Here is an 18899-nt window from a genome sequence, read left to right as displayed (position 1 = left end):
ACGATAACGCGGGTGAACGGGATGAACGCGGCGCACTGGAGTCCATCGCCAGCAAGCTGGCTCCTACAGTAGTTTCACCATGGACGCGGTCCCGTGTGGGAGCTGGCTTGCCAGCGATGGTCGTTAACGATAACGCGGGTGAAATGGATTAACGCGGCGTGCTTGAGTCCATCGCCAGCAAGCCCTGCCCCTACAGCCATTGCGTTGACACTTCATCGAAACCATAAACCGCCCACACAAAGATCGAAAAGGAATTAACAAATAAAAATTAAGTATTTATCGTTATAAAAGTAGAAGCGTACCCTCCAGTCATCCCGTCATTCATCACCACAGTGAAGTGCCCCATGAATCCGACTGACAACCTCATCGACTTCGCCAGCTACCGCAAACGCAAACAAGCTCAGCAACGGGCACGGGCCATGTGGGAGATGTACGCACGCAACGCCGGATTACAGGCATTCCAGTGGGTTCAGGCGTCTCGGTCTACCGAGACACGTCAGGCGTGAACGCGCACGAACCCTCGCGCTTTCTGATAAGCGCGGACGAGCCTGTGTTGGACCTCAACAATCCTGATGCCCCTGAAGAGGACCCGATCTGCGAACGGGTAGCACAAAACCTGCTGCGTCTGCGGGGCAAGCGCCATCTGTCCCTCGATGCCCTGGCCCGACAGTGCGGCGTGAGCCGTGCCATGCTGGCGCAAATCGAATCGGGGCGCAGTGTGCCGTCCATCAAGGTGCTGTGCAAAATCGCCAAAGGCTTGAAGGTATCGGTGGCTGCGTTTCTGGAGCATCGGGCCTTCGAAGGTGTGGCCGTGCTGTCGGCGAGCCAGAGCAAACGCCTGGTCAGTGCCAACGGCGCTTTTGTCAGCCGCGCCCTGTTCCCCTTTGATGTGGCGCGCCAATCGGAATTCTACGAGCTGCGCCTGAGCCCGTTGGGAGAGGACCACTCGCAGGGCCATGGCCCAGGCGTCCAGGAAAACCTGGTGGTGGCGCAGGGTGTGCTGGAAATCAGCGTCAACGACGAGCGTTACCTGCTGTCCACAGGGGACTCGATCCTGTTTTATGCCGACCAGCCCCACCGCTATCGCAACCCCGCCGACAGTGAAGCGGTGGCTTATCTTGTAGTGACCTACCCGGAACGCCTGGACTGAAACGACCCTGTAGGAGCGAGCCTGCTCGCGATGGACTCAAGGCTGACGCGTTTTTTCAGGAAACCCGCTTCATCGTTGACGTCCATCGCGAGCAGGCTCGCTCCTACAGTTACAGGTACAGTGCAGGGATCAGCAGGTGCAGCACATCAACGGCATGCCGTTGCAGCTCATCATCATCGGCATGCTGCAGTCGTTCATCATTTTCATCATCAGCGCGCAGCAGTTTTTCATCATGTCCATGTTCATGCCGGCCATCGGCATGATTTTGCACATCATGCCGTCAGCCATCATGGTGCACTCCATCACGCACCTCATCGACGGCATCGGCATGCCCATCATCGGCATTGGCATCATCATGTTCATCATCGGCATGGCCATGCTTGCCTGGGACATGCACATCATGCTCATGTTGCCGCAGTGCATCATCATCGGCATGCCGCAGTTCACCATCATCTGCATCATTTCAGCGCTGTTCTTGAACATGGCCATATCCATGCCAGCGGCCGGCATCATCTTGCACATCATGCCGTCGTCCATCATGTCGCAGGACATGGTCGCCATCATCATCGGCATGCCCATCATCGGCATCATTGGCATGGTGGCGTTCATCGGCATTTGCATCTGCATGGCATTCATCATGGTGTTGCTCCCTGAAGGACTGGATAGTTGGGCGAAGCTGATGGAGGCCGATTCTAGGGAATCGGCCGAGCGCAACAAGCTGACGATCGAACAGCCAAAGTCGATGTCGGGGCAGGCTTAACGAGGCAGGCAGGACGATTGTTTCTGCTGTGACGAACAATCGGATTCGATCACGGACAAGGTAAAAGCCATGACGCGGATTAATCGGTCATGGATATGCAGATTGCATCTATATAAATAGCGGAAAGAAATAATCGATCTAACCGGAGTGACAATCTTTCTCTCCAGGTTAATGATTGAGTCGCAGGCAAAAACGCGACTTCACGGATTGTCAGAAGCTCTACCACCGCGCCACAAAAAACCGGCCTGATCAGCCGGTTTTTTTGTATTGCTCAGGCCCTGGAATTCTCAGGCCAGGCTCTCGACAGTCTCACCGCTGCTTGCCCGTTGAGCATCCAGCAGCACATCCAGCGTCGTGAGGAACAGGTCATGACTCATGATGCCGGTGCACACCGTTGATAGAATCTGATTCCCCGCCTCGTCTTTCAGAGTGACCTTCTCACTCCAGGCGTTCAAATTGACTGAAGCAAGGGCCGACACCGGGACTTTACGTCCGTCAACTTCCAGAAACTCGCGTGTCACGTAAAGCACGATGCCTGCACGGTAATAACCCAGGCTGTCTTTCTCGGCGCTATCAACGGCTGTCTGGGTATTTATCTTCTCCATAGTCATATAAAAATACATCTACTTCCGAAACAAAAAACACCATTTCAATACAACCCCCGCACACCTCACAGCCCCTTCAACAACTCCGAGCAACTTCCTTAAAAGCGAGCCCTCTTAGGCCTAGTGACTCTACAGCGTCCTTGAAAACTTGACTGACATATAGCACTTGCGGATTTTCAGGAATGCGGAAAATTTCACCCATGTAACTCTCTGGAACTTTTAACACCGCATTATAAACGACGTAACCACCCTCCCCCCTATCATAATCGGATTGATCAATATCAAATACATTTGATAGAAGCTCGGCAATGAATATTGCGACATCCCCTGCGCGTGGCCCGAGCAGCTTAACCCTAGGAAAAACCTGCAAAAAATCAAGCGCATCATATGCTTTTTCCGAGACAACCAAGATCGGCCTGAAAAAAGTAAAAAAATCAGAACGTGCCGACTTATTGTTATCATCACTATTATATACGACACAAAAAGCCTGTCTTTCAGACTCTAAAATCACTTCACCATATGCCAGCTTTGTAGCGAATCCCTGCAGACTTTCCACCTGATCCGCATCGATCAATGTTTTGTATTTATCATCTTGCGTTATTGAATAAAGCTTCATAACCACCCAACTTTTTAGTTAACCAACGCAATCAGGCGAATCACCGGGACGTACTCATTGCGGATGTATTAACACACTAGACGTCCTAACGAATGCTCAGCAGTCTCCAGGCGGTGCGGGCAATATTCAGGAAGTGGCCTAAAGTATTAAGGTTAAAAGCCACTCTGAAAATCAGAGACCCAAACAAACCATTACCCCCCTAACCAACTCCGACTCTAACGAAACAACTGACAAAATACCCTAAGGTTTGACAAGCGCCCCAACTCCGATACGTCAGACAAGATAAACAATATCACCCTAAATCCTTATCGAGTCCGTAAGGTCATTAGTTTTTTTCATCGATGATTGAAAAGCCAACTCTAGAACATCCCCAGTTTTTTTATATTTCATCAAATAGCTCCCCGGCTTAAAATCAACTACCACCCCTTGAATAGAGTCAGAGCCATCAGGCTCAAGATCTCCACCAGTAGTATCTTCACCTGCGCCGACGAACACTTGCCCAGAAGGAAAACCAAGGTACAAGACTCCGAAATCCGCAGCTATATCATCGACAATTGCTATTTTGTAACTACCATCCTGCCCCAACCCCAAAAAAGCTACATTCCCCTCATTAATCTCTTGAATTTCATCTTCAACGATACTCCACCAATCAGGAGTGTCCGACATCCTATGCCTTATAGCTGCAAGGTCGAATATTGCAACTGTTGCAGTATCAGTAACGATAGTAAATTTTTGAGCCATAAATTTATTACTTGAAATTATCGAGATAATTTATCATCTAGGTTGCTGACCTGCTTTCCTAGCGGTTTTTTTCAAGGAGTCACCAAAGGAAGAACTCACTCAAGTAATGGAAAAGTCCCAATCATCAGTATAGACATCATTTGGAAGCTTCGGGAGCTGCGCTACGGATTTGAACTCCAGCTCATAACCTAAAGAAACAAATGGTTCGCCCAACCCCATGACACCACTAATACTCAAATCATACAAACCACTCGCAACCTCTAGATAATCATTATTCCCAAGACCATCAACACAAGCCTCTCTGTAATCCAGAAAATAATCACTATCCCAATTCATTAGAGCATTCAGATCAGCAATAACAACCAAACCAGAAACAACTACCAACGGGATCCCAGAATAGCAAAATCTCTTTACCGCTTTATTAAAACTGGACTTCTGATCTTGGTCTATTCCCTTTAGAAAAATACTATATTCCATTTCCGGAATTTGATAGATAGGAAAAATCACCCCCTTTTCCACTACGCTTAACCCAATGGTTTCGTCACTCAAAAAAAGCTCGAATAAATTACCAGTATCTATCCCATTACTTAGAACAAAATCATTCAATGCAACCGGATCAAAAATAACGATCCCGGGTTGAAATATCTCAATTTTTGCTACGCTTTTCATCCACAACCTCCTACCGACGAAAAACTGCTGAGTACAAACCCCTTCAATTTAACTCAAAAAAATTTTCCAAGAACTCGTTAAAACTTGCCCACTGGGGCTTGAGCCTCCCCCGTTTGAACTCAGCCAATGAGTCACCAAGAGTAAGCTCAACCACCTCGCCAGTTAGCTTATTATAAAAAAAACCACTCTCACCTTCAAAGCTATCCAATGGAAGATACTCTAAAGGTACTCCGAGCGTTTCATGGGTTCGTTTCAGCGCCAAATCAAAATTAGTATTTTTTGAAAACCAACAAATTTGATATATCTCTTTGCCGCGACTCATAAAAGTCGGCCCATCCTCAACATGAAGATAAAACTGACCAAAATCGCTAGACGCATCAACGTCTATTTTTTTTAGCTCTATTTCATAGTCAGCACTGACGTCAGCGTACCACCAGCCTTTCTGCCTACAGAAATCCATTACTTTTTTCGAAATCATATACTCACAGATCCTCTAGAACTTCCTCAGGTTGCTTAGCACGCCGTATTCATAAACCAACATCTACCAACCATATAAAAATCGGCTTCTAGATATGTAAATATATATCTACCTCTTTACCATCACTCAAGAAAAAGAGCCTTGCAACAGTCGAATCAATATCATATCCAGCCTTGATTACGGTACCAGCTATACCATTACTCGCCAATGAAACAACCTCTTTAACTCTGTCCCCCTCCCAGTTATATCGATATACCCAATACTCCATATCCCCATCTACGCGACAAGCTCTTAGAACCTTCCCATCTTTTAGCTCTGCTATCTTTAGCCAAAGGATCTCATTATGTTTATTTTTCCGAAGTGAAAATAATAGATTTCCAAAAGACCTAAAAAATTCGAACTCATCCAGTAAGCCTTGAAAATTATAACTTTCAATTTTTACTACTTGACCATCACAAAGAAAATACTTAGATACGTTCTGTTTACTGGCAGGTTCCTTATCAAGGATTTTTGATGGAGTAACACCCGCCATTTCGAGCTCCAACGGAATTATCGTATAACATGGCCCCTTAGAAAAAAGAATCTCCCCATGAGCAGCATCATCAACAAATTTAGCGCAAAAACTCTCGTCGCTAATTTTAGTCAACCCCTCGTCCTTAAGCACCAGCAAATCTGAATAATTCATACTTAACTACCTTTTGAAATTAACACCTTCACCGAGGGATTTCTTAATAGCGCGCTCGGCAGGCGCTGGATCGACAGCAGGCGATCAGCGTCGTCGTACACGTAATCCTGACGGGCATCGGCATTCAGTTTGGCCAGCAGCCGGCCAATGCTATCGCGCTCGAATTCGGTGCGGCGCTGTGGCCGTTCGCCGTAGCCGGTTTCGTCGACCTGGGTCAGATGCCCGCCGAGGTTGTAGCTAAAGCACCGGATCAGGTTACCAACTCAATAAAAAATGGTTTAGGAAGCTCCCAAACCATTCCAAACACATAATTTTAAGGAGCTATACAAACACCACCCACCAAAGCCTCAAAAAGACATCAAAGTACAACGCCAAAACTTCAGAAAAGCCATACTACCTAATTGAAACCCCTCCCTTTATTCGATCAACTGCAAGTCGAGCATTAAAGCCAACAACGACTTTACCCCCTCCAACGCACTTACACCCTTGAACACACCACTAATTCACTTCCATAAAATCGTCATTTTCAAGATAGTAATTAAGCGCAGCCACCACTTTAACTATATTTGCAGATGCCTCCTGCTCGAGAACATTCCTCAGCACATCATTAAACTGCTGACCATAATAAATTAACTCCAATTCATTCGCCGCCACAAAATCACTGTAAATTTCAACATCTCCAGTCATTTCAGGATATGCATCCAAATAACAAACAAGCTCTGGAGTTATAGTTCCAACATCATCTTCAACGTACACACACAGATCATCAATTATAACATCACCCGCTTGCACGGCCTCAATCACAGCAGCAATCGTTACAGGCTCTTTAACCTTTAATATACTCATCAACATGTTCCTTTTAGTGGCTGTCCAGCCTTACCATTAAGTTTACCTTTACGTCCCTTTCGCAGGCCTTGCCACAAAAAGTGCTTCTGCTCGGTCCGACCGTTGATCTCTGAAACCGTGGCAACCCGCCGCCCTAGGCTGTCGCACCGATACGAACCGGTACTTACGAGCTTGCCATTGACCAACGTCTGAGCCCGGACCAGCCGATTCTCACAGTCATAACGAAACGTCTGCAGCGTGCCCATGCCGCTGCGTTTTTCAATCAGGTTGCCCCAGGCATCGTAGGCATATTCCTGATCCCGCCAGCGCTTGAGGCGGTTGTCCTTGACGTGGTCAAACTGGCTGGTGTTGAAGTTCAGCCGGTTCGCCGCGGCGTCCTAGCGGAATTCTTCGCTGTCGATCAACTGGCCGGTGTCGCGGCTGTGCAGTTGGCCGTTGGCTTCGTATTCGTACTTGATCTCGCCGCGCAGTTTGTCGAGGGTGCGGGTAAGTTCGCCGGCCGGGTCGTACTGGTGACGGCGGTGGATCGGGTTGTAGGCGTGTTCGACCAGCAGGTCGGGCTGGATGCCGGGGTTGTGGAGGCGCGAGAGTTTTTCCGCCGGCAGGCGCGAGGCGAACTGCCAGCTCTTGCGGCCCATCGCGTCGTAGCCGAAGCAGCTGGTGAGCGTGCCCTGGGTGCGCAAGACTTCGCGGTGCAGGTCGTCGAACCTGAATTCGGCGAAGCGTTCCAACCCTACGCCAAGCAAGTCTCGATCAACTCCTACCTGATGTCTCATTGACCCGAAGCAAAACCCTTTACGGCCACTCCCGAAATCTACACGTTATTCGCAAACAATAGCCCTACAGTTCCTTAATAGACTGCCTAATAGATTCACAAAAAAAACCCTCAAAACTTTTGAAAATCACGCTTTTTTGACCATCCCTTTTAAAGGAGAGCTCCGTCTCCACCACTACAGGCTCGCCTGTCTCTCCAAGCTTAGAAGTATCGATTGAATATATAGGACCATACCCTGAAGCCTTAATGACAATCATAGAACTATCAGCATCACCAAGAGATCGCGCGTTTTTTGTAGCAAATAAAACACTGGGAATCGCGGTAGCGGCCAGCCCGCTTTTTGTGATCCCATAGTATGTTTCTCCAGCAAATGATAAAGCTCCAAATTTTTTCAGAAATTGCTTATATGAATTCGGAAATCCAACACTTAATTCTTTTTCAAATTCAGCTATCAAGGCATCGCTAGCGCCCCCCCGCATAAGCCGGATCTTCACCAGATGCATGAATCTCAGCGTCAATCGAATCTATATAGTTCATATCTCAACTCCCGAAATCCAGTGATCTTTCCTTCCAATAGAACGACAAATGATACCGCTGATTAAATAGCCGATGCGATTATCGGCATTAATAAAAAACGTTGGCCAGCCCCACGAACAACTAAACCGAAGGAAAAGACTGGTTCCTAACTAAATGTGGCGACCGCTACTCCGAACCCCTAATATTTGCCTTATAGAGCTAGCGGTAAACATTTTCGGACTGAGCCTTTTCAATGAAAATATCAAGGAGATCACCTTGAATCTCCTCCCCATCACAAGTAACGAGAAAATCTCCATTTATACCGTCGGGAAAATGAACACCATCCAATGCTCCAAATACTACAGAGGCGCTGTCTGCGACAATGACCCTAAAAAAATTGAAAACATCAGACCGTTCATCATCGCCCAACTTAGCCAAAGCGTTTCGAGCCTTTGCATAAGGATCACCATCGTTATTAACCGGCTTACTTAAAGATTCTTTGTATTGTTCAATATTTTTTTTAAAAAGCTCATCAAATATTGCAGCTACAAATTTTTCGTCGTTCCTCATAAAACCTCCTTAACGCATTTTCTGGGATCGGGTTGTAGGCGTGCTCCACCAGCAGGTCGGGCTGGATGACGGGGGTGTGGGTGCGCGAGGGTTTTTCCGCCGGCAGGCGTGAAGCGAACTGCCAGCTAGAAACCATCTATCTCCGCCCAAAACCACCCTTCAATACAACTTATGCACATCCTTCAGCCCCATGCCCCTTTCAACCATTCTTAGTAGTTAAAAACCGTCAAAGCAAAGCGCGCAAAAACCTGTAAAACTAACAGATCACAAACTCAACGACCAACTAGCCTTGAAAATCATCATTCTCAAGATAGTAAAGTGTCGCTTCCAAATATGTCTTTACATCAGGCTTTATTTTGCTTCGATCCGCGACAGCCTTAATATCCAACATAGAAGGACATTCGACAAACGTACGCTTAGAATTCTCGCACGCAATTTCCTCCAAGTCATTTTCTGCTACATAAAAAACGGCAGAACTCACAGCATCCTTCGATGCTCTATCAACTGTAGAGTCGACGAAGATCCACCCAACAGCAGGTAGATGTTCTAGATTCAGAATAAGATCAGTAAAACCTTTATATTCTTTCATAAAAACTCTCGTTATTATCGACAGGCAGTACCACCGCCCCATTTATTTCGTCCACCCTTGCCATCTGGATGGTAGTGCGGGTCAGTTCGCCGGCGGATCGTACTGGTGACGGCGGTGGATCGGGCTGGATGCTGGGGTTGTGGATGCGCTAGAGTTTTTCCGCCGGCAGGCGCGAGGCGAACTGCCAGCTCTTGCGGCCCATTACGCCGTAGCCGAAGCAGCTGGTGAGCGCGCCCTGGGTGCGCAGGACTTCACGGTGCAGGTCGTCGCGCTCGATGTCGCTGATGAGCTGGCCGTCGACGTTGAGTTGGTTGCGACTTTACTCTAACGAATCTATTCAGTAGCAAAATTCACCTCACGTCCCGCCCCTGTATCTGGTGGCCTATCAGGTCGTGGGTGAATTAGATTTTTTCTTAGACATTGCCAGTTTGTTGTTAACCGGTTGATTTTTAGCAGCCGATCCGTATCGCCAAAAGCTAACAGGGAAATTCACCTTTGCGGTACAAATCAAGTAACTTCGCTACCCATTCACTCACATGTCCTTTTGCTATGGCCTCCCCAATCATTCCGATATCATCAGACACATAGCTTGCGGCTTCGGAATTTTGCGTTAGACGGAACACTTTCTTGAAAGAAAACTCTCTTAACGCTGAAATTTCCATTTCATCAGTAGGGATTTTATAGTCTAGTTTCTTCAAATACTCATTACTTTCAACCCACAACGCATCAAACTCTCCCCTATCTCTTTGGTCTAACGCCTCGTCCCAGTCTTTCACAGCCAAAACAACCACTTCAAAAAAATTTTCTTCATGGATTAAAATCGATAGCTCTTTTATAGATTCAGTAGTCATCTCAAGCCACTCTCCCTCAGCCAGTTCTCAATAAGGTCTACTGCCGTACGCGGTGTCACGTTTTACGCCTAAGACATGCGTTCCATTAGGTTGCAGTCAGGCGAATCGCCGGGTCGTATCGTAGCGGATGCGCTGGCCCTTGGCGTCCTGGCGGCTACTCGGCAGGCCCCGGGCGGTGCGTAGAGGCGCGTGGTCTGGCCTTTGTAGTCGGTATGGCTAAGCACCTGGCCGAGGGCGTTGTAGGTGAACGATTCGGCGCTGCCGTCCGGGTGATGGATGCGCAGCACTTCGCCGTCGGGCTTGCGTTCCAAAGTGTTCCACCACCGGCATTAGGGCTTGCGGCTGGCGTCGATTATTACTATAGAGAAAGCGACTGAGACAAATTTGGCAGACACTTTTTTCGATTAGTTTTAAAAGAGCGATCGACAGAGGGTGTTAATGACCGTATCAAAAACAGAAATAGCGTTAAAAAAACATCAAGCACTTAAGGCCTGACAACCAAAAAATTATTAACCTCCCTCTGTGCAAAACCCATTTTTTCAAGCAATGGATTTTCATAATCACTATATATTTCCAAATACTCCCTAGGCGAAAATTTGATCAAATTATCGGTCAAATTTCTTCGAAGCAAGAGCACAACTACCCTTTCGTAATCTTCGATAATAGAGCGAAGATCCGTCCCCCCACGCACTGCCTGAATTTGTTCTAACTCATTTAATATTTCTCTCAACAACTCTATCAGATCATTTTTTTTCATCTCGAACCCCTTATATAGTGCCTATATTTCTAATGCCTACAATCCAACTTTCTGGCCAATTTTGCGGCATGAGTATTTGGTCCGCCCCCCCCCTTTGAATACTGTTCCTGCCTTGGTAATCTGTGGCGCCACCGCCCCCACATTAAGTGTCGTACCCCTGGGAATAAGAATTTTAGCCTCAAATTGCCGTGTATTTTTCCATTCACCCACTGGCCCTTGGCCTATTGGCGCTGCTCAGCACTGCTCGGGCGTGCATAGCAGTCGGAATCGCTGACCGAAGATGCAGACTCAACGATATCTAACTTCCAAAGCGCACTTAATAAGATGGTGTCAAAACCCCAATCTCTCCAGAAACAGCATCAAATGAAAACCTGAAGTCCTGATCATTTATATTTACAAAAAAACACAACAACCCCGAAACATAATATACATCTGAAAATATACCTCCTTTTATCATGGCACTAGCCAGAGCACTAACATCCCACCTCACTTCACCGTCAGGCTTAATAACCAACGCCTTGTTTTTCTCAGCATTAAATGGAGAAACAACCACCGCTATTCCAGTACCACCTATTAGTAGCTGAGGAATTAGTTTTTCGGCGCTCTCAATTTTATATAAGCACCCCAAAAATGACCATGACACTTCCTTGGGGAGTAATTCCCAAACGCTTAAACCTTGGGGATTAGCCTCGCGATCATAATTCCCAAGCCCATCGACTACCGTAAAATCACTTACATCACTCATCCAACCCCCACAACTAATAGAATGTATAGCTCTCCTTTCCCACCACGAGGGCTACAAAGTCACCATCCAAGCTATCAGGATAACGGATACCATCTCTGCCACATTTTTAAAGAGATCTTGCACTGCTATCGAATTCTCTCAAACAACTTATTGAATATAGTCTGTACGTACTTCCTATCTAATATATATATCATTCCACCTAGGATTATGGCGAACAGACCAGCTCGCCTTTTGCTTGTAACCACTGTTAAAAATTGGTTTAGCGCACCAAAAAATAGCAACATTCGCGATACCGCTCAAAAATTAGCTCTATCGACTAAGAAGTTAGCTTTTTCAAGCCCTGCGAAAGTCGATTGGTATTATTTATATCACCTCCTTTATCTAAATACGAGAACCAGCCAGGAATTACTTTCTTGAAAAGCTCAACACATTCAGGCGCAGCATCGTTTTTTTTCAAAATATACTCAAGATCCAAACTTCCATCCAATTTAAAAGGATTAGTAAATATGAGATTATTGCCTTTTAAAAAGCCCAACAACACTGCGAGCTTTAAGATCATTCGCTCTTGGTATTCTTTGCTTTTGTTTCGGCTAAGCAGCGTAGGAACACTACATAACGTAAAATTTAAATCAGCCACAATAACACCTGTATTTTGCTCGTATAACAGTAGACACATCAGAAACTTCAATAAGCTTTTTCGTCCCTGGATCCCTTACAAAAATACCACCTGCCTCTCTAATCCGGTCTTCCTTGAGGAGTTGCCCAGTTTTATCTGCCGTAAGGCTAGTGATCTCCTTGGCAGTACCTGAGCCATCTGAATTTTTGACGACGAAGTCGAGCCGATGCCCCTCGCCAGTAAGCGGATCCTTTGCGCAGATATCTTTCACTGAGAACATTTTGCTTGCCATACCTTTTCCCAGAAATTTCTTTAGCTCGCGCTTCCCGTGCCGTACCAGCTACCTTGTTTGGAATACAGCTCCAGCCCCAAGGATCAATCCACCCATTGGTATTGGGAGCGTAGGAATAGAGATTATCCCCACCCAACAACCCAATCGGATCCTGCGTAATAAATCGTCCAACCTGCGGATCGCAACCTAAACATGATGTAGTGCAGCCCCGTCTCATCATCGAAATACTGCCCCTGAAACCGCAGATTCTGCTTGACTGCATTGACGTCCAGACGCTCAACCGCCCCCCACGCCTTGTACGTCGCTTGCCAGACAATCTGCCCATCACGGTTCGTCATCTCCAGCGGCGTAGCAATCTGGTCGGTATGGAAGTAGTAAAGCTGCTGCTCCTCACCCTCCGCCTGATCGACACGCGCCAAGGGCGCATAACTCCCCGGCTCATACAGGTACAGACTGCTCCGCCCCGGACTTTCCTCACGCAGCATCCGCAGGCCTTGCCACAAAAAGTGCTTCTGCTCGGTCCGACCCTTGATCTCTGAAACCTTGGCAACCCGCCGCCCCAGGCTGTCGTACCGATACGAACCGGTACTTACGAGCTTGCCGTTGACCAACGTCTCGGCCCGCACCAACCGATTCTCACAGTCATAAACAAACATCTGCAGCGTGCCCATGCCGCTGCGTTTTTCAATCAGGTTGCCCCACGCATCGTAGGCATATTCCTGATCCCGCCAGCGCTTGAGGCGGTTGTCCTTGACGTGGTCAAACTGGCTGGTGTTGAAGTTCAGCCGGTTCGCCGCGGCGTCGTAGCGGAATTCTTCGCTGTCGATCAACTGGCCGGTGTCGCGGCTGTGCAACTGGCCGTTGGCTTCGTACTCGTACTTGATCTCGCCGCGCAGTTTGTCGAGGGTGCGGGTCAGTTCGCCGGCCGGGTCGTACTGGTGACGGCGGTGAATCGGGTTGTAGGCGTGCTCCACCAGCAGGTCGGGCTGGATGCCGGGGTTGTGGAGGCGCGAGAGTTTTTCCGCCGGCAGGCGCGAGGCGAACTGCCAGCTCTTGCGGCCCATCGCGTCGTAGCCGAAGCAGCTGGTGAGGATGCCCTGGGTGCGCAGGACTTCGCGGTGCAGGTGGCCGCTGCCGTAGTACAGGAAACCACATTCAAATCGTAAAAATGAGTAGCCGAAGAGAACCTACAGCCACTCTGAACATCTAATTTTAAAGAGCTTAAATACCTCACAATATATTCAGCCAGAAAGCCTCTTCACCCGCAAATACTAACCATTAAGTGCAAATGCCTTCCTTAGCTGAGCCGCGTATTTTTTGCTATTAGGAATACGGATAGACTTCAAATAAACATCCAAAAAATCCGGCCTAACACTCAATATATAAAACTCTATTAGATGCAAATTGAGAAAATTCCTATAGAAAGGCAACCCCTCCAAAACTTTATCATCTTGCCCACTTCCTTCTTGCTCATTCTCTTCACCTTTAACAATCGAAAACTTAGCAGTCAAATATTTGCAAAAGTCCACGTTACGGCTAGCAGCGTCCGATAGCTCCTGTATCGACATATCAGCCAAAACAAGCTTATTGACATCATGCTTAAATAAAATTTCGGAAACCGGTTCATCTCCGACATTCAAACTCATATCACTCTTTACATAGTCCAAAAGATTGCTATATCGGGAGCTTTCAACCCAATCTCTAACTGCTGCTACATTTAGCATATGCCTACGCCCGTGATGATTTTCAAGAACTCGTCGAACACCAACAAAGTGTCCGACTATATTTCTCGAGCGCAACACCCTCTGCGCCATCACTCGCTGCGCACATAGCGCAACCTGCAACAAATAATGCGCAAGCGGTGAGACTTTTACTCCACACCATTGTAACGACTTACAAATTCATCAAAAACCTGCTCACTATTAAGAACTTCTGCGGACTTATTTTCAAATTCCTCTGCACGATTATCATCTGTGATAGTTACAAACAGAACAGGAGATTGATGAGCATTAAAAGATTCAAAAAAACCCTCATTTTTTAGCAAATGAAGAGCGTTTGTCATCACTTGAAAAACCTGCGCCTGAAAACTCTCAAAATCGCTCCGCTCTGCAGACTCCCTTAGAGCCTTGCATACCCCTTCAAACTCTTCACTTTGCCAAGCTTCATACGCCCACTCAGAAGATGCCCACTTATAATATTGAACGGCTTCATGAGTTCTATCTTCCTCTTCTTCTTGACCTATCTTGTCTTCCAACCCACGAAAAGAGTTAGCAGATGGACAAATGGTCATAGCACCGCTATCAGTATACAGAGCAAATACGTAAAACTCTTCATTAGGATGAGCACTTTTCAGGCTCGAAAAAGAAGACTTCGCGGCTTTATATACACGCTTTTCCAGATCAACCCAATCCATAACAAACCTCCCACCCTTGTTAACTTCCAAATATCTCAGCACCAATTTTTTGAAGCTCAGACTTCATCACGGATACTGCATCTTTAAACGGTAAATCTTTAGCCATAACAGCTTTATCTGCTGCTTCGAGTTTATTTGCAACCAACCGCGCATTCGCAATGGTATGCCCTTGGTTTTCAGCCCACATCATGGCAGCAGGATCATTTACCGCATCAATTTTGTATTTATCTAGTACGGCGCGGCTGCGCTCTAGCGCCTTCTGCATTCCTGGGGATCTCGTGAACGTTCCCTTAAAAACAATATGGTGAGCATGAGGCTTGACCATAGAGCTTGGAGGACGTGTCCCAGTTTTACTTGCGTAATATGCTCCCCAATCCTTATCCGCACATAGCCCCCATGGATCGGACCACAAAACCGGGTTTTTTACATACTCATAAAGATTGAAGCTACCCAACAACCCAATCGGATCCTGCGTAACAAACCGCCCCACCTCCGGATCGTAATACCGAAACGTGTTGTAGTGCAGCCCCGTCTCCTCATCGAAATACTGCCCCTGAAACCGCAGGTTCTGCTCGACTTCATTGACCGTCAGCTTCTCAACCGAACCCCAAGCCTTGTACGTCGCCTGCCAGACAATGCTCCCGTCCGCGTCAGTCATCTCCAGCGGCGTACCAATCTGGTCGGTATGGAAGTAGTAAAGCTGCTGCTCCCCACCCTCGGCCTGGTCGACCCGCGCCAAGGGTGCATAACTCCCCGGCTCATACAGGTACAGACTGCTCCGCCCCGGACTCTGCTCACGCAACATGCGCAGGCCTTGCCACAAAAAGTGCTTCTGCTCGGTCCGACCCTTGACCTCTGAAACCTTGGCAACCCGCCGCCCCAGACTGTCGTACCGATACGACCCGGTACTTTCCAGCTTGCCACTGACCATTGTCTCGGCCCGAACCAACCGATTCTCACAGTCATAAACAAACGTCTGCAGCCGGTTCATCCCGCTGCGTTTCTCAATCAGGTTGCCCCACGCATCGTAGGCATACTCCTGATCCCGCCAGCGCTTGAGGCGGTTGTCCTTGACGTGGTCAAACTGGCTGGTGTTGAAGTTCAGCCGGTTCGCCGCGGCGTCGTAGCGGAATTCTTCGCTGTCGATCAACTGCCCCGTGTCGCGGCTGTGCAACTGGCCGTTGGCTTCATATTGGTACTTGATCTCGCCGCGCAGTTTGTCGAGGGTGCGGGTCAGTTCGCCGGCCGGGTCGTACTGGTGACGGCGGTGGATCGGGTTGTAGGCGTGCTCGACCAGCAGGTCGGGCTGGATGCCGGGGTTGTGGAGGCGCGAGAGTTTTTCCGCCGGCAGGCGCGAGGCGAACTGCCAGCTCTTGCGGCCCATCGCGTCGTAGCCGAAGCAGCTGGTGAGCGTGCCCTGGGTGCGCAGCACTTCGCGGTGCAGGTCGTCGCGCTCGATGTCGCTGATGAGCTGCCCGTCGAGGTTGAGTTGGTGCAGGTGGCCGCTGCCGTAGTACAGGTGATTGAGGTGTTGGCCGGTGGGCAACGTCAGCGTGGTGAGGTTGCTCAGTGGGTCGTACTCGTAGGACAAGGCGCCTTGCGCTGTGGTCTCCTGGATCAGGCGGCCGAGCAGATCGTAGGAGAATTCGAGGGTTTCTTCGCTGACGCCGAGTTGCTTGCCCTGCACGGTCGGCAGGCGCTGGATCGACAGCAGGCGATCCGCGTCGTCGTACAGGTAATCCTGACGGGCATCGGTATTGAGTTTGGCGAGCAGGCGGCCAATCGCGTCGCGCTCGAATTCGGTGCGACGCTGTGGCCGTTCGCCGCGCTCGCCGTAGCCGGTTTCGTCGACCTGGGTCAGATGCCCGCCGAGGTTGTAGCTGAAGCGCCGGGTCAGGTTGTCGATGCGCTTTTCTTCGACCAACCGGTCGGACGCATCGTAGGCGAACTGGTACGCCGCGTTGTTTTCGTTGATCAGCGCAGTCAGGCGAATCGCCGGGTCGTACTCGTAGCGAATGCGCTGACCCTTGGCGTCCTGGCGGCTGCTCGGCAGGCCACGGGCGGTGCGTAGCAGGCGCGTGGTTTGGCCTTTGCCGTCGGTATGGCTGAGCAATTGGCCGAGGGCGTTGTAGGTGAAGGATTCGGCGCTGCCGTCCGGGTGATGGATGCGCAGCACTTCGCCGTCGGGCTTGCGTTCCAGCGTGGTGGTCTGACCCAGCGCGTCGGTGACGGCGACCAGGTGCTGGCGCTCGTCGAAGCGGTATGTGGTGTTTTTACCCGAGCAATCCTGGAAGCGCTCGACCTGGGCCAGGGTGTTCCACCACAGGTATTTGGACTTGTGGGTCGCGTCGATGATGGTGTGTGGCAGGCCGTCGTCGCCGTTGAGGTATTCGGTGGTGTGACCGAGGGCGTCGACTTCGGCGATGAGGTTGCCCTTGGCGTCGTAGCGGGCCTGCCAGACGCTGCCGTCCAGGAAGGTGGTTTCTGTGACCAGCGTAGTACCGAGGTGGTACTTGTATTTGATCTGGCGGCCCAATGGGTCGGTTTCTTCAAGCAAACGCGAAAAGTTGTCGTACTTGAACCCCAACCGGTTTCCATCCGGCAGCTTGAGACCGGTCATGTTGCCCGCTTCGTCGAGGTCGATGGCGTACTGCTCACCGCCGAAGTCGCGACTGGCAATCACGCGGCGATCTTCGTTGTAGTGGATCTGGAGCTCGCGCCCCAGTGCGTCAGTGGCCCACGAGGTGCGCTGCTTGAAGTCGTAGCGGTAGTGAAAGTGTTCGCCATCGCTGGTCCAGTGCTCCACCACACGCAGCTGGCCTTCAATGGTTTCCCAGCGGTAATGACAGCTCAGGCCCAGGGCGTTGCTGTGGCTGGCCATCACACCGTCGGCGTAGCTGAAGCGGCGCATCGAATCGCTGTTGCGATTGATCACCTCGATGAGTTGGCCGTTGTCGTCATAGCGATACTGCACCAGGGTTTCAACCGCCTGGTTGTCGACGACGCGCTTGACGTCGGTCAGGCGCCCCAGCGGGTTGTCATAGTGCAGGTGCACCCGAACACCACCCGTGGCGCTGATGTCGGTCAGCCGGCCTTCTGCCGTGCGGGTGAAATGCAGGTAATGCCCGAGGGCATTTTCCAGGCGTTGCAGCGGGACATCGCTGTTGTCGTCCGGCACCTCGCCGAAGTAGAAGAACAGGTTGTCGAGGGTTTGCAGCAGGTAATGGCCGCCTTCGGTGCGGACCAGGTGGAGCTGCTCATAGGGGTTATAGATGCGATCACCTGGCTCCACATCCACAAAGGGCACGCTGCGCCCCTGGTTATCCGTGAGGTAGACGAAGCTGCCGCTTCTGCGCAGGCTTTGCTCCCAAGGCAAGACCCAGCCTCTGCCGAGCACGCTGTCGACGGTCAGATCGCTGGCATAGAAGCGAGACCATTCAATCGGCATGAGCCCCGGGAGCGCAAAGTCGGTTTCTCCGGACTCGGGCAATAGCTTGCGCCCGCTGGTAAGGTCGACGGGGTTACCGCTCAAACCGCCGATTGCGCGCTCAACGGCCGGACCGATGACAAAGCGCCCGGCCAGATAGCTGGCCGCCACGGTCGCTCCAAACTTCAATGCGCAAGGCCCGGCAGCCTTCAGACCTTGCGTCATGCCCAATCTGAAGATCGGACCTACTGCGCGGCCCATCGAGGCGACAATCATCAGCACGTCGACGGTGACCCGCAGCCAGCCGGGAATTTCTTCGTCGACATCCAGATAGCGCTCTGTCCCGCCGCCGATGAACACATTGTTCGAGCCGCTGGAGATCTTCGCGCCACAGGTCAGTTTGTCCCCCTTGCGCGAAGCCGCCACATTGTTGATGAAAACGTTGGAAGAGCCTTCGGCAACCATGACCGGCGCAGGGTGTTTATCGCACGTGCCCATGCTCAACTTTGCGTGGGCGGCATTGCGGCTGTTGATGAACACATCCGTCGAGCAGCCTTCAAGCTTGATCCCCCCGGCGGGCGAACTCATTGCCGACCCTATGCTTTCGCCAATCATGGGGACGAAACTGGCAGCCAGTCCTACGGCAATTCCCAGCAGAATTCCGCCGAGCCCCGCCGTGCAGATCATGAATGCGGCTGCCGTCGCAATCGCAAGCCCGATCACTGCACCGGCGAGAAAACCGCCGAGCGCACTGGTGTGTTCAATTTCATCGCCCCAACGCGCAGCTTCGAACATGGG

Annotated in this window: 21 protein-coding genes and 5 pseudogenes; 2 read left to right on the top strand and 24 right to left on the bottom strand. The window is 49.9% G+C overall.

Annotated elements, in window-relative coordinates; all coding sequences use genetic code 11:
- The first annotated feature begins 344 nt into the window (after positions 1 to 344).
- Both AC3WJW_RS28045 and AC3WJW_RS28040 read left to right on the top strand, forming a co-directional pair.
- Positions 345 to 506 (top strand): hypothetical protein, encoded by a 162-nt coding sequence (locus tag AC3WJW_RS28045; RefSeq protein ID WP_173900852.1) that lies wholly within the window; start codon positions 345 to 347, stop codon positions 504 to 506.
- A gap of 47 nt (positions 507 to 553) precedes the next feature.
- Complete coding sequence (locus tag AC3WJW_RS28040; RefSeq protein WP_493728250.1) at positions 554 to 1150, top strand: helix-turn-helix domain-containing protein; 597 nt, start codon at positions 554 to 556, stop codon at positions 1148 to 1150.
- Between the two features lie 129 nt (positions 1151 to 1279).
- Here AC3WJW_RS28040 and AC3WJW_RS28035 read toward each other — a convergent pair whose 3' ends face one another.
- The 24 genes and pseudogenes from AC3WJW_RS28035 to AC3WJW_RS27920 form a co-directional block, all read right to left on the bottom strand.
- Positions 1280 to 1789, bottom strand: coding sequence for a hypothetical protein (locus AC3WJW_RS28035; RefSeq protein WP_493728249.1), 510 nt, complete (start codon positions 1787 to 1789; stop codon positions 1280 to 1282).
- A gap of 408 nt (positions 1790 to 2197) precedes the next feature.
- Complete coding sequence (locus AC3WJW_RS28030) at positions 2198 to 2521, bottom strand: hypothetical protein (protein WP_493728248.1); 324 nt, start codon at positions 2519 to 2521, stop codon at positions 2198 to 2200.
- A gap of 70 nt (positions 2522 to 2591) precedes the next feature.
- Positions 2592 to 3131: a hypothetical protein gene (locus AC3WJW_RS28025; RefSeq protein WP_493728247.1), complete on the bottom strand. Its 540-nt coding sequence runs from the start codon at positions 3129 to 3131 to the stop codon at positions 2592 to 2594.
- A 297-nt stretch (positions 3132 to 3428) separates the two neighbouring features.
- Positions 3429 to 3872: a DUF6386 family protein gene (locus AC3WJW_RS28020; RefSeq protein WP_493728246.1), complete on the bottom strand. Its 444-nt coding sequence runs from the start codon at positions 3870 to 3872 to the stop codon at positions 3429 to 3431.
- Between the two features lie 99 nt (positions 3873 to 3971).
- Positions 3972 to 4541, bottom strand: a complete 570-nt coding sequence (locus tag AC3WJW_RS28015) for a hypothetical protein (RefSeq protein WP_493728245.1) — start codon at positions 4539 to 4541, stop codon at positions 3972 to 3974.
- A 43-nt stretch (positions 4542 to 4584) separates the two neighbouring features.
- Entirely contained in the window at positions 4585 to 5019 is a 435-nt protein-coding gene (locus AC3WJW_RS28010) for a hypothetical protein (RefSeq protein ID WP_493728244.1), read from the bottom strand.
- Positions 5020 to 5107: 88 nt separating this feature from the next.
- Positions 5108 to 5704, bottom strand: a complete 597-nt coding sequence (locus tag AC3WJW_RS28005) for a hypothetical protein (RefSeq protein WP_493728243.1) — start codon at positions 5702 to 5704, stop codon at positions 5108 to 5110.
- 47 nt (positions 5705 to 5751) lie between these two features.
- Positions 5752 to 5967: pseudogene (locus AC3WJW_RS28000) on the bottom strand (hypothetical protein); the annotation flags it as partial.
- A 235-nt stretch (positions 5968 to 6202) separates the two neighbouring features.
- Positions 6203 to 6550: a DUF7716 domain-containing protein gene (locus AC3WJW_RS27995; RefSeq protein WP_493728242.1), complete on the bottom strand. Its 348-nt coding sequence runs from the start codon at positions 6548 to 6550 to the stop codon at positions 6203 to 6205.
- 47 nt (positions 6551 to 6597) lie between these two features.
- Positions 6598 to 7281: pseudogene (locus AC3WJW_RS27990) on the bottom strand (RHS repeat domain-containing protein); the annotation flags it as partial.
- Between the two features lie 109 nt (positions 7282 to 7390).
- Positions 7391 to 7828 carry an SMI1/KNR4 family protein gene (locus AC3WJW_RS27985; protein ID WP_493728241.1) on the bottom strand — a complete coding sequence of 146 codons (438 nt, stop codon included), beginning with the start codon at positions 7826 to 7828 and terminating at the stop codon, positions 7391 to 7393.
- A 232-nt stretch (positions 7829 to 8060) separates the two neighbouring features.
- The gene (locus tag AC3WJW_RS27980; RefSeq protein WP_493728240.1) at positions 8061 to 8411 is read right to left on the bottom strand and encodes a hypothetical protein; all 351 of its coding nucleotides are present in this window, start codon (positions 8409 to 8411) and stop codon (positions 8061 to 8063) included.
- A 283-nt stretch (positions 8412 to 8694) separates the two neighbouring features.
- Positions 8695 to 9000: a hypothetical protein gene (locus tag AC3WJW_RS27975; protein ID WP_493728239.1), complete on the bottom strand. Its 306-nt coding sequence runs from the start codon at positions 8998 to 9000 to the stop codon at positions 8695 to 8697.
- A 73-nt stretch (positions 9001 to 9073) separates the two neighbouring features.
- Positions 9074 to 9313: pseudogene (locus AC3WJW_RS27970) on the bottom strand (HNH/ENDO VII family nuclease); the annotation flags it as partial.
- Positions 9314 to 9476: 163 nt separating this feature from the next.
- Positions 9477 to 9851, bottom strand: coding sequence for an immunity protein PIM1 family protein (locus AC3WJW_RS27965; RefSeq protein WP_493728238.1), 375 nt, complete (start codon positions 9849 to 9851; stop codon positions 9477 to 9479).
- Positions 9852 to 9942: 91 nt separating this feature from the next.
- Positions 9943 to 10165 (bottom strand): annotated as a pseudogene (locus AC3WJW_RS27960) (RHS repeat domain-containing protein); the annotation flags it as partial.
- A gap of 170 nt (positions 10166 to 10335) precedes the next feature.
- Entirely contained in the window at positions 10336 to 10608 is a 273-nt protein-coding gene (locus AC3WJW_RS27955) for a hypothetical protein (protein ID WP_493728237.1), read from the bottom strand.
- 316 nt (positions 10609 to 10924) lie between these two features.
- Entirely contained in the window at positions 10925 to 11353 is a 429-nt protein-coding gene (locus AC3WJW_RS27950) for a hypothetical protein (RefSeq protein WP_493728236.1), read from the bottom strand.
- A 316-nt stretch (positions 11354 to 11669) separates the two neighbouring features.
- A complete protein-coding gene (locus AC3WJW_RS27945) occupies positions 11670 to 11990 on the bottom strand; it encodes a hypothetical protein (RefSeq protein ID WP_493728235.1) in 321 nt (106 codons plus the stop codon).
- The gene (locus AC3WJW_RS27940) at positions 11983 to 12261 is read right to left on the bottom strand and encodes a hypothetical protein (protein WP_493728252.1); all 279 of its coding nucleotides are present in this window, start codon (positions 12259 to 12261) and stop codon (positions 11983 to 11985) included. The genes AC3WJW_RS27945 and AC3WJW_RS27940 overlap by 8 nt, the downstream gene beginning before the upstream one ends.
- 64 nt (positions 12262 to 12325) lie before the next feature.
- Positions 12326 to 13406: pseudogene (locus AC3WJW_RS27935) on the bottom strand (RHS repeat domain-containing protein); the annotation flags it as partial.
- A 126-nt stretch (positions 13407 to 13532) separates the two neighbouring features.
- Entirely contained in the window at positions 13533 to 13985 is a 453-nt protein-coding gene (locus tag AC3WJW_RS27930) for a hypothetical protein (RefSeq protein WP_493728234.1), read from the bottom strand.
- Positions 13986 to 14131: 146 nt separating this feature from the next.
- Positions 14132 to 14674: a DUF4303 domain-containing protein gene (locus AC3WJW_RS27925; RefSeq protein ID WP_493728233.1), complete on the bottom strand. Its 543-nt coding sequence runs from the start codon at positions 14672 to 14674 to the stop codon at positions 14132 to 14134.
- Positions 14675 to 14693: 19 nt separating this feature from the next.
- Positions 14694 to 18896: an RHS repeat-associated core domain-containing protein gene (locus AC3WJW_RS27920; protein ID WP_493728232.1), complete on the bottom strand. Its 4203-nt coding sequence runs from the start codon at positions 18894 to 18896 to the stop codon at positions 14694 to 14696.
- Positions 18897 to 18899: the final 3 nt, after the last annotated feature.

This window comes from Pseudomonas sp. GW821-FHT07G06 (assembly GCF_058986625.1).
Note: the sequence above shows the minus strand (reverse complement) of the source record. Positions and strands in the feature narration are given on the sequence as shown.

What these genes read in the sequence shown, in the direction of transcription:
- AC3WJW_RS28045 (WP_173900852.1), top strand. Translation starts at nt 345, where the DNA reads ATGAATCCGACTGACAACCTCATCGACTTCGCCAGCTACCGCAAACGC.
- AC3WJW_RS28035 (WP_493728249.1), bottom strand. Translation starts at nt 1,789, where the DNA reads ATGATGAATGCCATGCAGATGCAAATGCCGATGAACGCCACCATGCCA.
- AC3WJW_RS28030 (WP_493728248.1), bottom strand. Translation starts at nt 2,521, where the DNA reads ATGACTATGGAGAAGATAAATACCCAGACAGCCGTTGATAGCGCCGAG.
- AC3WJW_RS28025 (WP_493728247.1), bottom strand. Translation starts at nt 3,131, where the DNA reads ATGAAGCTTTATTCAATAACGCAAGATGATAAATACAAAACATTGATC.
- AC3WJW_RS28020 (WP_493728246.1), bottom strand. Translation starts at nt 3,872, where the DNA reads ATGGCTCAAAAATTTACTATCGTTACTGATACTGCAACAGTTGCAATA.
- AC3WJW_RS28015 (WP_493728245.1), bottom strand. Translation starts at nt 4,541, where the DNA reads ATGAAAAGCGTAGCAAAAATTGAGATATTTCAACCCGGGATCGTTATT.
- AC3WJW_RS28010 (WP_493728244.1), bottom strand. Translation starts at nt 5,019, where the DNA reads ATGATTTCGAAAAAAGTAATGGATTTCTGTAGGCAGAAAGGCTGGTGG.
- AC3WJW_RS28005 (WP_493728243.1), bottom strand. Translation starts at nt 5,704, where the DNA reads ATGAATTATTCAGATTTGCTGGTGCTTAAGGACGAGGGGTTGACTAAA.
- AC3WJW_RS27995 (WP_493728242.1), bottom strand. Translation starts at nt 6,550, where the DNA reads ATGAGTATATTAAAGGTTAAAGAGCCTGTAACGATTGCTGCTGTGATT.
- AC3WJW_RS27985 (WP_493728241.1), bottom strand. Translation starts at nt 7,828, where the DNA reads ATGCATCTGGTGAAGATCCGGCTTATGCGGGGGGGCGCTAGCGATGCC.
- AC3WJW_RS27980 (WP_493728240.1), bottom strand. Translation starts at nt 8,411, where the DNA reads ATGAGGAACGACGAAAAATTTGTAGCTGCAATATTTGATGAGCTTTTT.
- AC3WJW_RS27975 (WP_493728239.1), bottom strand. Translation starts at nt 9,000, where the DNA reads ATGAAAGAATATAAAGGTTTTACTGATCTTATTCTGAATCTAGAACAT.
- AC3WJW_RS27965 (WP_493728238.1), bottom strand. Translation starts at nt 9,851, where the DNA reads ATGACTACTGAATCTATAAAAGAGCTATCGATTTTAATCCATGAAGAA.
- AC3WJW_RS27955 (WP_493728237.1), bottom strand. Translation starts at nt 10,608, where the DNA reads ATGAAAAAAAATGATCTGATAGAGTTGTTGAGAGAAATATTAAATGAG.
- AC3WJW_RS27950 (WP_493728236.1), bottom strand. Translation starts at nt 11,353, where the DNA reads ATGAGTGATGTAAGTGATTTTACGGTAGTCGATGGGCTTGGGAATTAT.
- AC3WJW_RS27940 (WP_493728252.1), bottom strand. Translation starts at nt 12,261, where the DNA reads ATGGCAAGCAAAATGTTCTCAGTGAAAGATATCTGCGCAAAGGATCCG.
- AC3WJW_RS27930 (WP_493728234.1), bottom strand. Translation starts at nt 13,985, where the DNA reads ATGCTAAATGTAGCAGCAGTTAGAGATTGGGTTGAAAGCTCCCGATAT.
- AC3WJW_RS27925 (WP_493728233.1), bottom strand. Translation starts at nt 14,674, where the DNA reads ATGGATTGGGTTGATCTGGAAAAGCGTGTATATAAAGCCGCGAAGTCT.
- AC3WJW_RS27920 (WP_493728232.1), bottom strand. Translation starts at nt 18,896, where the DNA reads ATGTTCGAAGCTGCGCGTTGGGGCGATGAAATTGAACACACCAGTGCG.